The sequence below is a fragment of the Actinomycetospora sp. genome (assembly GCF_036497245.1).
Lineage (GTDB): Bacteria > Actinomycetota > Actinomycetes > Mycobacteriales > Pseudonocardiaceae > Actinomycetospora.
Map to the genome: position 1 here is coordinate 21,541 of NZ_DASXJS010000187.1, position 13,992 is coordinate 35,532.

12 protein-coding genes are annotated in these 13,992 nt (G+C 72.1%); 3 read left to right on the forward strand and 9 right to left on the reverse strand.

Annotated elements, in window-relative coordinates; translation table 11 throughout:
• Positions 1-69 precede the first annotated feature (69 nt).
• The 6 genes from rutA to VGI02_RS19650 form a co-directional block, all read right to left on the reverse strand.
• Complete coding sequence (gene rutA, locus VGI02_RS19625) at positions 70-1,122, reverse strand: pyrimidine utilization protein A (protein ID WP_331629948.1); 1,053 nt, start codon at positions 1,120-1,122, stop codon at positions 70-72.
• Positions 1,123-1,266: 144 nt separating this feature from the next.
• Positions 1,267-2,442 carry an acyl-CoA dehydrogenase family protein gene (locus VGI02_RS19630; RefSeq protein ID WP_331629949.1) on the reverse strand — a complete coding sequence of 392 codons (1,176 nt, stop codon included), beginning with the start codon at positions 2,440-2,442 and terminating at the stop codon, positions 1,267-1,269.
• The gene (locus VGI02_RS19635) at positions 2,443-3,651 is read right to left on the reverse strand and encodes a CaiB/BaiF CoA transferase family protein (protein ID WP_331629950.1); all 1,209 of its coding nucleotides are present in this window, start codon (positions 3,649-3,651) and stop codon (positions 2,443-2,445) included.
• Positions 3,648-4,172 carry a MaoC family dehydratase gene (locus VGI02_RS19640; RefSeq protein ID WP_331629951.1) on the reverse strand — a complete coding sequence of 175 codons (525 nt, stop codon included), beginning with the start codon at positions 4,170-4,172 and terminating at the stop codon, positions 3,648-3,650. The genes VGI02_RS19635 and VGI02_RS19640 overlap by 4 nt, the downstream gene beginning before the upstream one ends.
• A 75-nt stretch (positions 4,173-4,247) precedes the next feature.
• Positions 4,248-4,913 (reverse strand): GntR family transcriptional regulator, encoded by a 666-nt coding sequence (locus VGI02_RS19645; protein WP_331629952.1) that lies wholly within the window; start codon positions 4,911-4,913, stop codon positions 4,248-4,250.
• A gap of 79 nt (positions 4,914-4,992) precedes the next feature.
• On the reverse strand, positions 4,993-6,651 hold the full coding sequence (locus VGI02_RS19650; protein ID WP_331629953.1) for a flavin-containing monooxygenase: 1,659 nt from the start codon (positions 6,649-6,651) through the stop codon (positions 4,993-4,995).
• A 241-nt stretch (positions 6,652-6,892) separates the two neighbouring features.
• Between VGI02_RS19650 and VGI02_RS19655 the strand changes: the two genes are divergently transcribed.
• On the forward strand, positions 6,893-7,666 hold the full coding sequence (locus VGI02_RS19655; RefSeq protein ID WP_331629954.1) for a FadR/GntR family transcriptional regulator: 774 nt from the start codon (positions 6,893-6,895) through the stop codon (positions 7,664-7,666).
• Positions 7,667-7,717: 51 nt separating this feature from the next.
• On the opposite strand, the gene VGI02_RS19660 is transcribed toward VGI02_RS19655, so the two are convergent.
• Positions 7,718-8,554, reverse strand: coding sequence for an LLM class F420-dependent oxidoreductase (locus VGI02_RS19660; RefSeq protein WP_331629955.1), 837 nt, complete (start codon positions 8,552-8,554; stop codon positions 7,718-7,720).
• A gap of 74 nt (positions 8,555-8,628) precedes the next feature.
• Between VGI02_RS19660 and VGI02_RS19665 the strand changes: the two genes are divergently transcribed.
• Positions 8,629-9,525, forward strand: coding sequence for a LysR family transcriptional regulator (locus tag VGI02_RS19665; protein ID WP_331629956.1), 897 nt, complete (start codon positions 8,629-8,631; stop codon positions 9,523-9,525).
• 51 nt (positions 9,526-9,576) lie between these two features.
• On the opposite strand, the gene VGI02_RS19670 is transcribed toward VGI02_RS19665, so the two are convergent.
• Positions 9,577-11,085: a CoA transferase gene (locus tag VGI02_RS19670; protein WP_331629957.1), complete on the reverse strand. Its 1,509-nt coding sequence runs from the start codon at positions 11,083-11,085 to the stop codon at positions 9,577-9,579.
• Complete coding sequence (locus VGI02_RS19675; RefSeq protein WP_331629959.1) at positions 11,082-12,896, reverse strand: acyclic terpene utilization AtuA family protein; 1,815 nt, start codon at positions 12,894-12,896, stop codon at positions 11,082-11,084. Before VGI02_RS19675 ends, VGI02_RS19670 begins: the two co-directional genes overlap by 4 nt.
• A 188-nt stretch (positions 12,897-13,084) precedes the next feature.
• On the opposite strand from VGI02_RS19675, the gene VGI02_RS19680 reads away from it, so the two are divergent.
• Complete coding sequence (locus tag VGI02_RS19680) at positions 13,085-13,984, forward strand: LysR family transcriptional regulator (RefSeq protein ID WP_331629970.1); 900 nt, start codon at positions 13,085-13,087, stop codon at positions 13,982-13,984.
• The last annotated feature ends 8 nt before the right edge of the window (positions 13,985-13,992 follow it).

The following is a 13,992-nucleotide window of genomic DNA, read 5'->3' on the forward strand; positions in this document are numbered from 1 at the left end:
TGGCCTCCGGCCTTGTGAGCACTTTCGGTGGCTATAGCCACCGAAAGTGCTCACGAGCGCGGAGCGCACCTATCCCAGTAGCGGCTTGACCTTGGTCCCGAAGTCGTGGACGCCCTGCTCGAAGTCGTCGAAGGTGAACATCAACCCCTCGACCCCGGGCATGGCCGCGACCTGATCGATCTGTCGGGCCACCGTCTCGTAGGAGCCCACGAGGGTGGCCATGTTGAAGTTGACCGCGCCCTCGGGGAGGTTGATCGTGCGCGCGGTGCCCGAGGCGTCGGCGGTGGCGTCGGCGCTGCCCTCGTCGGACATGTAGCCCAGGGCGGCGAGGTCGGCCCCCTCGCGGTAGGAGTCCCACTTCGCGCGGGCCTCCTCGTCGGTGTCGGCCATGATCGCCATGAACAGCGGCAGGGCCTTGACGTCGCGACCGCTCGCCGACGCGGCCTTGGCCAGCCGCTCGGTCGGTTCCCGGTACACCTCAGGGTCGTTGATGCCGGGCGAGAGGATGAAGTTGTAGTCGCCGTACTCGGCGCAGAACTGCATCCCGCGCTCCGACTGGCCCGCGCAGACGACGTCGACCTTCCCCGTCGGCTGCGGGGAGAGGACGCAGTCCTTCATCTGGAAGTACTGCCCGTCGAGGTCACAGCGCCCGGTGTCCCACAGGTCGCGGAGCACCCGGACGTACTCGGTGGAGTAGTCGTAGCGGTAGCCGAAGTACTCGTCGCCCGGCCACAGCCCCATCTGGTCGTACTCGTTCTTGGCCCACCCGGAGACGATGTTGACGCCGAACCGGCCCGGCGCGATCGAGTCGATCGTCGAGGCCATCCGGGCGACCAGCGCGGGTGGCAGTGTGAGCACCGCCGTCGACGCGTAGAGCTTGATCCGCTCGGTGACCGCCGCCAGCCCCGCCATCAGCGTGAACGACTCGAGGTTGTGGTCCCAGAACTCGGTCTTCCCGCCGAATCCCCGCAGCTTGATCATCGAGAGGGCGAACGCGAAGCCCTGCGCCTCCGCCTCCTGCACCACCCGCCGGTTGAGGTCGAACGAGGGCTTGTACTGCGGTGAGTTCTCCGAGATCAGCCAGCCGTTGTTGCCGATCGGGATGAAGACGCCGAAGTCCACGGCGGATCACACCTTCCGAGTGCGAGGGGGGCGGATCGGCGGTCTCCGGAGGCACCGGACGTGGCCGACGTCAGCGTGTGGCGCGAGCCACAGACAATACGTCGGATGTTTATCGGGCGGAAGAGGTCGGAGCCGCGCGGCCGGTCAGCCGACCGTCGCCTTCCCGGACAACAGGGACTTCGCGACCACGGTGCGCAGGACGTCGTTGGTGCCCTCGCCGATCGACATGAGAGGGGCGTCACGGTAGAGCCGCTCGACCTCGAACTCGGTGGAGTAGCCGTAGCCGCCGTGGATGCGCATCGAGTCGGTGGCGCACTGCAGCGCCGTCTCCGAGGCGAAGATCTTGGCCATGCCCGACTCGGTGTCCATGCGGACGCCGTCGTCCATCCGGGACGCCGCCCAGTAGGTCATCAGGCGCGCGGCCTGCAGCTGGACCGCGATCTCGGCGAGCCGCAGCTGGACGGCCTGGAAGTCCCCGATGGCCTGCGAGAACGCGGTGCGGTCCCGCGCATAGGACAGGGCCTCCTCGTAGGCGCGCTGGGCGATGCCGACCGAGCGCGCGGCGATGTTGATCCGCCCGGTCTCCAACGACGAGAGCGCCTGCTGCAGGCCGCGCCCCTCGATGCCGCCGAGCAGCTGCGAGGACGGCACCCGCACGCCGTCGAGCACGACCTCGCAGGACTCGGTGCCCTTGTAGCCGAGCTTCCCGATGTCCTGGGTGACCTCCATGCCCGGCGTCCCGGCCTCGACGAGCAGGATGCTCATCCCCCGGTGGGCCGGCTGGGCCTTCGGGTCGGTCTTGACCAGCACGGGCAGCGGGTCGGCGTAGCGCGCGTTGGTGATCCACATTTTGGTGCCGTTGACGATGTAGTCACCCGAGGCACCTGAGGGATCGAGGCGGGCCGTGGTGCTGATGCCCTGCAGGTCGGTGCCGGCGCCGGGCTCGGTGAGCGCGATGCCGGTACGCCGCGCCCCGGTCGCCAGCTCCGGCAGGTAGCGGGCGCGCTGCTCCGGCGTGCCGTGGTGCGCGAGCAGCCAGCAGGACACCGAGTGGCTGCCCAGGATGCCCGCGATGCCCAGCCAACCCCGGGAGATCTCCTCGAAGGTCAGCGCGAAGGACACCGTGTCGGCCGCCAGCCCGCCGTACTCCTCCGGCACCAGCAGCCCGAACAACCCGAGCTTGCGCATCCCCTCGACGATCTCCGTCGGGTAGCGGCCGGACCGCTCCCAGTCCCGGGCCACCGGCACGATCTCCCGGTCCACGAAGTCGCGCAGGGTCTGCCGGAAAAGCCGCTGCTCGTCGTTCAGCTGGAAGTCCATCTACTCCCCCTCCCCGAATGCCCCGGCCGCCCGCAGCCCGGCGATCCGCTCGTCGTCGTAGCCGAGCCCGCGCAGTACGGACCCGGTGTGCTCGCCCATCTCCGGCGCGGCGCGCAGCGGGGCGGTGTCCGCGCCCGGCGGTCCCACCCGCACCGGCGAGCGCAGCGAGCTGACCGTGCCGAACCGGCGGTGTGCGGTGTGCGCGACCAGCTCGCGTTCCACCGCGTGCGGGTCGGACAGCGCGGCGGCCACGTCGTTGATCGGCGCGCACGGGATGGCCGCGGCGTACATCGGCGCGAGCCACTCGGCCACGGTGCGCCCCCGGAGGATGCCCGCCAGCAGCGGTACCAGCACGTCCCGGTTGCGGTCCCGCTCGGCGAACGTGGCAAACCGGGGGTCGTCGGCCAGCTCGGGGCGGCCGAGCACCACGGTGAGCCGCCGCCAGAACTTCTCCTTCGCCGCGGCGACCACGAGCCAGCCGTCGGCGGCCTCGAACACCTGGAACGGCACCAGCGACGGGTGCGCGGAGTGCTGCGTGCGGACCGGCTGGAAGCCCTCGGTGAGGTGCCAGGTGCCCGGGTAGGTGAGCAGGCTGACGGCCGTGTCGTAGAGGCTCAGGTCGCAGTCGGTGCCGACGCCGTCGCGGCGCGCCGCGTGGATGCCGGCGAGCAGCGCGATGGCCGCGACGAAACCGCCGCTGTAGTCCACCAGCGACAGCCCGGTCTTCTGCGGCGCGCCGCCGGGCTCGCCGGTGAGCGACATCCAGCCGGCCAGCCCCTGCAGCACGTAGTCGTAGCCGGGTTCGGCCGAGCGCGGCCCGGTCATGCCGAAGCCGGTCAGCGAGCAGCAGACGATCTTCGGGTTGACCTGCGCGAGGTCGGCGTAGCGGATGCCGAGCTTGGCCGGTACGTCGCCGCGCAGGTTGGAGTAGACCGCGTCGGCGGTGCGCACCAGGTCGTGGAACACCTCGCGGCCGGCCGGGGTGCGGATGTCCAGGGTAACCGAGGACTTGTTCTTGTTGAACGACTCGAAGAACAGCGAGTCCCGGCCGTCGGCGTACGGCGGCACGTAGCGCCCGACGTCACCGCCGGTGGACGGGTCCTCGATCTTGATGACGTCGGCGCCCAGCTCGGCCAGGTGCATGGAGCCGAACGGCCCGGCGCCGTACTGCTCCAGCGAGACGATGCGGACGTCCGCCAGCGGCCTCACCCGTTGTCCAGCGACAGCGGCACCGCGGCGACCGGGAACAGCGACGCCGCCCGCTCGGCGCCGCGGCGGTGCACGTAGAAGGTGCGCTTGAAGGTGAGCACCTCGACGGCGTCCTGGTTGAGCGTGCGGGTGCGGATGGTGACGATCCCGGCGGCCGGGCGGCTGCCCGACTCCCGCTTGGCCAGCACGATCGACTCCGACCAGATCGTGTCGCCCGCGTACACCGGCGCGGTCAGCTTCAGCTCGTCGACGCCGAGGTTGGCGAACGCGTTCTGGGTGGTGTCGGTGACCGACTGGCCCATCGCGATGGAGATGGTCAGCGGCGAGGCGACGAGCATCCGGCCGAACTCCGAGGAGGCACCGACCTGCGCGTTGAAGTGCGCCTGGTTGGTGTTCATGGTCAGCAGGGTGAACCAGGTGTTGTCCGTCTCGGTGATGGTGCGGCCCAGCGGGTGCTGGTACACGTCACCGATTTCGAAGTCCTCGTAGAACCTGCCCTGCCAGCCCGGCCGCACCGCCATCAGCCACTCCCTCGCCGTTCGACTCAGGTAAATGTCTGACGTTTTATCGCCGACGTCAAGCCCGGGGTCACGCGGTCAGCCCTGGGCACTGTCCTGGTCGAAGAGCATGGTCTCCACGACGGCGCGGTACTCGACGAAGATCTGCCGGTACCGGGCCACCGCGCCGGGGCGGTCGTCCGCCTCCAGGCACGCCAGGGTCTCCCGGTAGCCCTGGGTCCAGACCTGCCAGGCGGCGCTGTCCGCGGTCAGCGCGAGCAGCCGCAGGGTGCGCGCCACCACGAGGTCGACGTGCGTCTGCAGCTCCCGGTTGCCGCTGGCCAGGATGACGATGGTGCTGAAGTCGGCGCCCGCCCCGCCGGCCGCGGTCACGTTGCCAGCGCGCAGGTTCGCCTCGAACTCGCCGAGCCGCTCCCGCAGCCGCGCCAGGTGCGACCCGGTCAGGTTGTGCACGCCCCACTCGAACCCCGCGCAGGCCAGCACACCCATCACGTCGATGAGCTCGAGCGCGTTCTTCTGGGTCACCCGGGTCACGTGCCGGGTGCGGTTCGGCGCGATGTCGATCAGACCCTCGGCGGCCAGCTGGGCGATCGCCTCCCGCACCGGGGTGATGCTCACGCCGAGGCGGGCCGCCACCTCGGCGTCCTTGATCACCGTGCCGGCCGGCAGCATGCCGCTGACGATCTCCTCGCGCAGCTGCCGTTCCACGGCTTCGCGCCGGGTCAACGGGACGACGAAGGGCATTGCACACCTCCGGTGTCGGCGCGGGTCGAGATCCGCCCGCCCGGCACCACGCTGTGCCGGGCGGACGGAAAACCAGTGGTCAGGCGCGGGTCAGGTTCGGCTCCGGGACGAACGCGAAACCCTCGTAGCCGTTCGCCGCGACCTCGTCGCACTTGTCCCGGTACACCCCGACGCCGCCGATGTAGGCCATCAGCACGCGGGGTTTGCCGGGCACGTTGGAGCCCATGTACCAGGACTCGGCAGTCGGGTAGAGCGTGCCGTCGCCGACCTCGATGTTGTGCGCGACCCACTCCTGCTCGGCCCGCTCCGTCGCGTCGACCGCGGGGACGCCCCGGTCCCGCAGGTGGGCGATGAGGTCGGTGACCCAGTCCACGTGCTGCTCGATGGACACCATCATGTTGCTGAACACCGACGGGCTGGTCGGTCCGGTGATGGTGAACAGGTTCGGGAACCCGGCGACCGCGATGCCCAGGTAGGTGCGCGGCCCGTCGGCCCATCTGTCCTTCAGCGACACCCCGCCGACGCCGCGGATGTCGACGCTGGTCAGCGCGCCGGTCATCGCGTCGAACCCGGTGGCGAAGACGATCGCGTCGAACTCGTACTCCCGCTCCGAGGTCCGCACGCCGCGCTCGGTGATCTCCACCAGCGGTGTCGCGCGCAGGTCGACCAGGTGCACGTTCGGCTTGTTGAAGGTCTCGTAGTAGCCGCTGTCCAGGCAGGGCCGCTTGGTGCCGACCGGGAAGCTGCGCGGCGAGAGCGTCTCGGCCAGCTCGGGGTCGTGCACGATCGAACGGATCTTGGACCGGATGAACTCGGCGGCGGTGTCGTTGGCCTCGGCGTCGGTCAGCGTGTCGGTGTAGGCCGCCAGGATCGACACCAGGTTGCCCCGGTCCCAGCCGTCCTGGTACTTCGCGTTGCGCTCCGCCTCGGACACCTCGAACGCGGCCAGGGTGGGCTCCGGGATGGGCACGCCGAAACCGGAGTGCCGCTGGCCCTCCCGCCACGCGAGGTAGTTCGCCTTCATGGCGTCGACCTCCTCGACCGGCAGCGGGCGGTTGCCGGCCGGCATGGAGAAGTTCGGCGTGCGCTGGAAGACGGTCGTGTCGACGGCCTGCCTGGCCATGATCGGGATGGACTGGATGCCGGACGACCCGGTGCCGATGACGCCGAGCCGCTGACCGGTGAAGTCGACGCCCTCGTGCGGCCAGTGCCCGGTGTGGTGGATCGGCCCTCGGAAGCTCTCCGCGCCCGGGATCTCCGGCGCCTTCGACACGCTCAGGCAGCCGGTGGCCATGATCACGAACTGGGCGTCGATGCGCTCCCCGGTGTCGGTCGCCACCAGCCAGCGGCGGCGCCGCTCGTCGTAGGCGGCGCTGTCCACCCTGGTGTCGAAGGTGATGCCGCCGCGCAGGTCGAACCGGTCCGCCACGTGCTCGAGGTAGCGCAGGATCTCGGGCTGGGTGGCGTACTTCTCGCTCCAGGTCCACTCCTGCTCCAGCTCCGGGGAGAAGGAGTACGAGTAGGACAGGCTCTCCACGTCGCAGCGCGCGCCCGGGTAGCGGTTCCAGTACCAGGTGCCGCCGACGCCCGCGCCGGCCTCGATCACCCGGGTGCGCAGGCCGAGCGCCCGCAGCCGGTAGAGCTGGTACAGCCCGGCCACGCCCGCGCCGACCACGACGGCGTCCGCCACATCGGTGGCCTCGACGGGAGCGGGGTGGCCGTTGCTGGACTCGGACATGCTTCCTCCTGACCGCGGCCGGGGGTGTGGCCGCTTCCGCACCGTTGCGGGGCCCGCGTGCAGCGCACCTCTGGGTGTGAGCTGCAGCACGTCGAACGTAAAATGCATCCTGCAGCGAGTCAATGGATTGACGAACAATCCTCGAGTCGGAGCAATCCGCCACTTGCCCGTGCGGACGGCGAAATCGGAGACATCAGACATTTCAGCGGCCCGGCCGGCCGGCGCTCGGTAGGCTGCCCCGGTGCCCTCGCCACCAGCGCCCGAACGGGCCGCTGCACCCCAGGCCCGACTGCAGGTGCAGCGGGTTCGCCCCGCCTACCGGCAGGTGGCCGACGAGCTGCGCAACCAGATCGTCGCCGGCCTGCTCCCGGCCGGCCACCGGCTGCCCAACGAGGCCGAGCTGAGCCGGGCGTTCGGGGTCAGCCGCAGCACGGTGCGCGAGGCGTTGCGCGTCCTGACCAGCCAACACCTGATCGAGACGCTGCGCGGGGTGCGCGGCGGGTCGTTCGTGGCGGCACCCGACCCGGCCCGCATGGTCGAGGACATCGGCGGCGCGCTCGGCGTGCTGGTGATGACGCCCAGGCTCGGGCTCGACGACCTGCTGGAGGCCCGGTTGCTGCTCGAGCCGGCCGCCGCCCGGCTGGCCGCCGAGCGGGCCGACGCCGAGACGGTCGAGGCCGTGCGCGCGGCGGCCGCGGCGCCCCGGGACCCGAGGGACCCCAGTGGGTTCGTGCCGCACCTGGACTTCCACACCACGATCCTGATGGCCACCGGGAACCTGATGTTCACCATGATGGGCCAGCCGGTGAGCGACGTGCTGCGCACCAAGCTGGAGCGCGGCGGGGTGGACCGCGCCGAGTGGGACCGGGTGGACGAGCACCACCTGGAGATCGCCGAGCACATCGCGCACGGCGAGGCGCACGCCGCCGAGCAGAGCATGCGCGAGCACCTGACCGCGCTCCGCCCGCTGTACGAGCGCGCCGGCCGGTGGAACACCGAGCACGGGGCGGACTAGCGCGGCGATGTACCGGCCACGGGTCGGCGGCCCGGGTGGCGGGGCCTGCGCTCAGTACGGCAGGTCGGCGTGCCGCTCCAGGAAGGCGGCGACCTCGGCGGGGTCGGTGAGCGGCAGCGGGTAGACCACCAGCCGGTCGACACCGAGCGCGGCGTAGCGGCCGGCGTCGGCGGCGGTCACCGCGACCGGGTCCAGCTGCATCCAGTTGATCTCCAGCCGGCCCAGCCTGGCCGGCCGGTCCACCTCGGCGGCCGCCCGGTGCAGGCCGACCAGGTGCCGCCGCAGGTCGGTGACCCCGGCGCCGTTGCCGAACCAGCCGTGCCCCCGGCTCACCGCGCGGCGGAACGCACCCGGGCTGTGCCCGCCGACCACGATCTTCACCCCGCCCGCGCGGGCCGGCCGGGGGTGCGCGTCGACGTGGTCGAACGACACGTAGCGGCCGTGGAACTCCGGCGCCGGCTGGGTCCACAGCGCGGTCATGGCGTCCAGGTACTCGTCGCCGCGGGCACCGCGCCCGGCCATCGGCACCCCGACGGCGGTCATCTCCGGCTCCAGGTAACCGGCGCCGACCCCGAGCAGAACCCGCCCGCCACTGAGTACGTCCAGGCTGGCCACCTGTTTGGCCAACACCAGCGGACTGCGCTGCGGCAGGATGACGATCCCGGTGGCCAGCTCGATCCGCGCGGTCACCGCGGCGACGTAGCTCAGGTGCACCAGCGGGTCCAGGATCGGGTCTGTCGGCTCCATCGGCGAGTCGGCCACCCTCGGGCTGGGCAGCACCACGTGTTCACCAGCCCACCACGAGCGGTAGCCCAGCTCCTCCGCGAGCCTGGCCAGCCGCACGGTCTCGGCCGGGCCCAGCGTCGCCTTCGCGTTCAGTCCACTCACACCCAGTTCCACACCAGCCATGGTCGGGCCGGAACCAGGTGCCCGTCCAAGACCGGCTGTAATAGCCTCTGGCTATGGACATCCACCTGCGGGACCTGCGCTACTTCGTGGCAGTCGCCGAGGAGCTGAGCTTCACCAGGGCGGCCAGCAACCGGCTGTTCATCGCACAGCCGACGCTGAGCAAGCAGATCCGCCAGCTGGAGCTGACCCTGCGGGTCGCGCTGTTCGAGCGGGACCGCCGCACGGTCACCCTGACCCCGGCCGGCAGCGCGCTGCTGCCCCGCGCCAGGGCGCTGCTGGAGCAGTGGGGCACCACGGAGCGGGAGCTGGTCGGTACCGCCGGGCGGAGCACGCTCACGGTCGGCTTCCAGACCCGCATCGGGCGGGGGCTGATCCCGATGGTCACCGCGCGGCTGGAGCGCCTGCACCCGGAGTGGAAGCTGCTGTTCCGCCAGGTGTCCTGGGCGGACCCGACGGCCGGGCTGGCCAGCGGCGAGGTGGACGTGGCGGTCGCCTGGCTGCCGTTCCCGGCAGGCGCGGAGTTCAGCTGGAAGGCGGTGGCCTCGGAGCAGCGCTGGGTGGCGCTGCCCGCCGGGCACCGGCTCGCGGACCGCGCGGTGATCCCGTTCGACGAGCTCACCGACGAGCCGTTCATCGCACTGCCCGCCTCGGCCGGGCCACTGCGCGAGTTCTGGCTGGCCACCGACCAGCGGAGCACGCCGGCCCGGGTCGCGGCCGAGGCGGCCACCGCCGACGAGACCTTCGAGGCCGTCGCCTCCGGGCTCGGCGTGGTGCTGCTCTCCGAGGGCAACGTCGCCATCTACCAGCGCCCCGACGTGGTGTGCCGGCCGGTGAGCGGGCTGCCGCCCAGCGAGCTCGCGGTCGCCTGGCGCACCCGCGACGACCGGGACGCGGTACGCGTGTTCGCCGAGGCCTGCGTCCGCTGTCTGTGCGACGCGCCGGCCAGCTGACCCCGTGAGTGGCGAGTGGCCTCGGAGGACCACTCGCCACTCACGGGCTACCTAGCGGGGCAGCCACTCGGCGGGTGAGGAGCCCCGGGCCACCAGTACCGGGTCGTAGCCGCCGGGGGTCGCCGACATCCGGATCTGCTCGGTGACGCCCTGGTAGCGGCCCAGCGGCGTATCGGCGGTGAACACCTTGGGGTCGTGGTAGGCGTGCAGCTCGCCGCGCCCGGCGGTGGCCGCCGCGTACTCCCGGTCGAACACGCCGAGGCTGAGGATCCACAGCGCGGCCCTGGTCAGCGACACGTGCACCCGGTAGCTGCCGCCGTGCTCGGCCCGCCGCATCAGTGCCTCGAGCACCCCGACCGCCAACAGCCAGGACACGATGTAGTCGTTGACCACCAGGATCGGCGGCAGCGCGGGACGGTCACCACCGGTACCCAGACCGCCCTCGAGGTTCATCATGCCGACCAGGCTGCCGGCCGTCTGGTCGAAGCCGAGGTGGTCCGCCCACGGGCCGTGCGTGCCGTTGAGCGAGGCGGTGGCGTGGATGATGCCGGGGCGGACCGTGGCCGCCTCCTCGGCGGACAGCCCGATGCGGTCCAGGAAACCGGGCCGGCGGTTGGCGTAGAACACGTCGGCGCCGGCGAGCAGCGCGCGCAGCCGCTCGGCGCCCTCCGGTGCGGTCGGGTCCAGCCGGGCGGAGCGCACGCCCACGTTCGCGGTGGCGTAGGTGACGTCGTGCTCCAGCTCCAGCGGACGCCACAGGTTCAGCACGTCGGCGCCGTGCAGCGCGAGCGCCCGCCCCAGGCCGGCGCCGGCGATCACGTGACCCATGCCGAGCGCGCGCACCCCGGACAGCGGTGCCGGGACGCCGGCGGCCAGCGGCTCCGGCTCGCTGTCGCCGATCCTGGTGACCTCGATCAGCGGCAGCCCGGACAGCACCTCCCGGTAGTGCGGCTCGGCCAGCAGCTCCGGGGCGGACCGCAGCATCGGCATCACGCAGCCCGCCTCGACGCCGGCCCGCTCCAGCTCACGGCCCTGCCAGCGGCCGATCGCGGCGGCCACCGCGGCCGTGTCCTCGGGCACCCCGAGCAGCTTCTGGGCGGCCACCTTGATCTTCGGGTACGGGTTGAGCGGCATCATCCAGCGGTCGTCGGCGGTGCGGTAGAAGTTGAAGCCCAGTGCCTGGGTGACGTTCCCGGAGCCCAGCGGGTAGCCGTTGAGCAGCTCCCAGCGGCGGTCGTAGAACGGGCAGAGCCGATGCGGGGTGGCGCGCAGGTCGACCGAGATGTCCTGCCCACCGCCGCCGCGCAGCTGCCACAGCTTGGCCACCGCCGTCGCCTTCGCGGCCAGCGCGACCGCCGAGGCGGCCCCCAGGCGCAGCGTGCTGGGTACCACCGGGTCGACGCCGAGGAAGTCGATCCGGCCGCCGGAGTCACCGGGGCTCAGCCCGACGCCGTCCAGCACCTCGGCCAGCGCGGCCGGCACGTCGAACTCGTCGCCGGTGGCCGGCTGCGCCACGGCGGCCGCCACCCGCTCGGTCAGCCCGACCGCCAGCCCGGTCACGCGCCGACCCCGTCCGCCGTGCGCGGGCCCGAACCCGCCGCGCCGAGCAGCTCCACCGGCACCGGCAGGTGCTTCGCGCGCAGGTACTCGCCGACCGCCTTGCCGACCTGGTCGATGCGCAGGTTGGAGGATCCGCCGGTACCCAGCAACCCACGCAGCACGAAGTGCACCGCGCGCAGCCGGGGGAACTCGTGCCGCACCACGTCCAGCTCCTTGATCTCCGGCATCAGCCGGCGAAGTTCAGCGGTGGACAGTGCGTCGCGCAACCACGGCCAGGCGCGCTCGTCCGGCGCCCAGATACCCACGTTGCAGTTGCCGCCCTTGTCCCCGCTGCGGGCATAGGCAACGGTACCCAGCGCGGCGCTGCGCACAACGCCGGACGCGGCGGCCGCCGACGGCTCCGGATGCACCGGCTGGCTGGTCGCCGCGGTCTGCTCCGGCGCCGGGACGTCGATCACCCGGTCCTCGATGACCGCCCGGTGCGCCAACGCGGACTGCGGCAGCAGCGCACCCCAGTAGTCGATCCGGGGCCGGGCGGTGGCCCGCAGTGTGCTGGCGCCGTCGTGGAAGTAGCCCGGGATGGTCTGCAGGTACAGGCTGCCGAGGCGGCCGGCCAGGTTGTAGCGGTCCAGCGGCTCCCGGGTGCGCGCGGTGGCCATCACCCGCAGCCCGACGGTGGCGTCCCACTGCGTCTCCGGGTCCTCGGCGGCGGTGCCGATCCGGGTGATGTCCAGCTCGACGCCGTCCGGGGTGTCCCGGCTGAACTGGGCGCGCAGCAGCTCCACCTTGGCCGCCACGTCCGGCGCGGTCACGTAGCAGGTGTTCACCGTCTGGAATCCGACCTGGCCGAACACCGCCACCTTCGTGGTGGGCGGCGGCGGCGAGCCGGTCGCCCCGCTGACCAGCACCCGGTCCGGCCCCTGTTCAGTGACATCGATGGTGTCGAGGTGCAGCGTCACGTCGGAGTTGAGGTACGCCGGGCCCTGGATCTCGTAGAGCAGCTGCGCGGTGACCGTGTCGACGGTGACCGCGCCGCCGTCACGGCCGTGCTTGGTGATCACGGTGCTGCCGTCGGCGGCGACCTCGGCGATCGGGAACCCGGGCACCAGCATGTTCGGGATCCGGGTGAAGCCGGCGAAGTTGCCGCCCACCGAATGCGGCCCGCACTCGATCAGATGGCCGGCCAGCAACCCGCCGGCCAGCGCGTCCCAGTCGTCGCGGCGCCAGCTGTGCCACCAGGCGGCCGGCCCGAGGGTCAGCGAGGCGTCGGTGACCCGGCCGCAGACCACGATGTCGGCGCCCTCGGCCAGCGCGGCGGCGATGCCCCAGCCACCGAGGTAGGCGTTCGCGGCGATCGGCTCGCTGCCCCAGGACGACAGTGGCGCGCCGGTGTCCAGGTGCTCGAGCTGGTACCCGGCTTCGGCGAACTCGGGCAGCCTGGCCAGCACGTTGTCGCCCTCGATGTGCGCCACCCGCAGCGTGACGCCGTCCTCGGCGGCGATGGCCCGCAGCGCCGCCGCGAGCCCGGCGGGGTTGAACCCGCCCGCGTTGGCCACCACCTTCATGTCCCGTTCCACCAGCTCGGGGAGGTGCGGGCGCAGCTGGTCGATGAAGTAGTCCACGTAGCCCTTGGCCGGGTCCTGGCGGTGCCGCGAGGACAGCGCGGCCAGGGTGATCTCGGCCAGGTAGTCGCCCATCAGCACGTCCACCGGGTCGCCGGCCATCACCTCGTCGACGGCGGTGAACCGATCGCCAAGGTAACCGGAGAAGTTGGCGATGCGGATCGGTCGACGCTGTTCCGGCTGGCTCATCGTGGACACCTCACTGTGGTCCTCTTCGTGGTTTCCGAGCTGTGGTTCCGGGCTGTGGTTCGCGGGCTGTGGTCCCCTGCCCTGGATCCGAACCTACGGCGCGATCACGCCGAGAACCACGACCGATGTCCGAACGTCAGCCTGACCGGTGTGGTCACGCTGAGCCGGCCTACGGTGAGCGGGTGGAGATGCTGCACCTGCGGTACTTCGTCGCGGTCGCCGAGGAGCTCAACTTCACCAGGGCGGCCGAGCGGCTGCACATGGCGACGTCGCCGCTGAGCCAGCGGATCCGCGACCTGGAGCGCGAGCTCGGCGCCCCACTGTTCCGGCGCAGCAGCCGCAAGGTGGAGCTGACCGCCGCCGGTGAGCGCTTCCTGCCGGCGGCCCGGGACACCATCGAGCGGTTCGACGCGCTGCCGCTGCTGGTCCGCGGCGAGCCCGGTGGCGGCCGGCGGGCGGCGCTGGTCGGCATCGCGCCCGACGTGTCCGGGGAGCTGCGCACCCGGTTCCTCGCCGCGCTGGGCACCCAGCACCCGGATCTGGACGTGCGGCTGCATCCGGCGAGCAGCGAGCCGCTGCTGCGCGCGCTGCGGGCCGGCGAGATCGACCTCGCGCTCGCGCACGGCCCGGTCGGCGGGCGGGGGCTGCGCAGCCACTGGCTGGAGAGCCAGCAGGTGGCGGTCGTGGTCGGCAGGGGCGCCGGGTTCGACGGGCGGACCTCGGTACGGCTGGACGAGCTGGCCACGCTGCCGTACGCCTCGATCGGCTACGACGCCGCCCCGGAGCTGTACCGGCGCACCGACGAGCTGCTGAACAGCTTCGGGGTGCGCAAGCGGCTCGTCCTGGAGGGCCACAACCTGGGCGGCCTGGCGCACGTGGTGACCACCGGGCAGGCGTTCACGCTGATCGGGATGGGCGGCGGGATGACCGCCAGGACGTTCGCCGGCGAGCCGGTCGTGCGGCTGGCGGTCGAGGACGCCCGGCTCAAGATGACGACCGAGGCGGTCTGGCTCGCGGACCGGGCCGCCGCCGGCGGAGTGGTGGCCGACCTGGTCGCCACCGTGACCGGCACGCTGCCCGGGCCATAGCGGCGGCC

What these genes read in the sequence shown, in the direction of transcription:
- VGI02_RS19630 (WP_331629949.1), bottom strand. Translation starts at nt 2,442, where the DNA reads ATGGACTTCCAGCTGAACGACGAGCAGCGGCTTTTCCGGCAGACCCTG.
- VGI02_RS19640 (WP_331629951.1), bottom strand. Translation starts at nt 4,172, where the DNA reads ATGGCGGTGCGGCCGGGCTGGCAGGGCAGGTTCTACGAGGACTTCGAA.
- VGI02_RS19645 (WP_331629952.1), bottom strand. Translation starts at nt 4,913, where the DNA reads ATGCCCTTCGTCGTCCCGTTGACCCGGCGCGAAGCCGTGGAACGGCAG.
- VGI02_RS19650 (WP_331629953.1), bottom strand. Translation starts at nt 6,651, where the DNA reads ATGTCCGAGTCCAGCAACGGCCACCCCGCTCCCGTCGAGGCCACCGAT.
- VGI02_RS19665 (WP_331629956.1), top strand. Translation starts at nt 8,629, where the DNA reads ATGGACATCCACCTGCGGGACCTGCGCTACTTCGTGGCAGTCGCCGAG.
- VGI02_RS19675 (WP_331629959.1), bottom strand. Translation starts at nt 12,896, where the DNA reads ATGAGCCAGCCGGAACAGCGTCGACCGATCCGCATCGCCAACTTCTCC.
- VGI02_RS19680 (WP_331629970.1), top strand. Translation starts at nt 13,085, where the DNA reads ATGCTGCACCTGCGGTACTTCGTCGCGGTCGCCGAGGAGCTCAACTTC.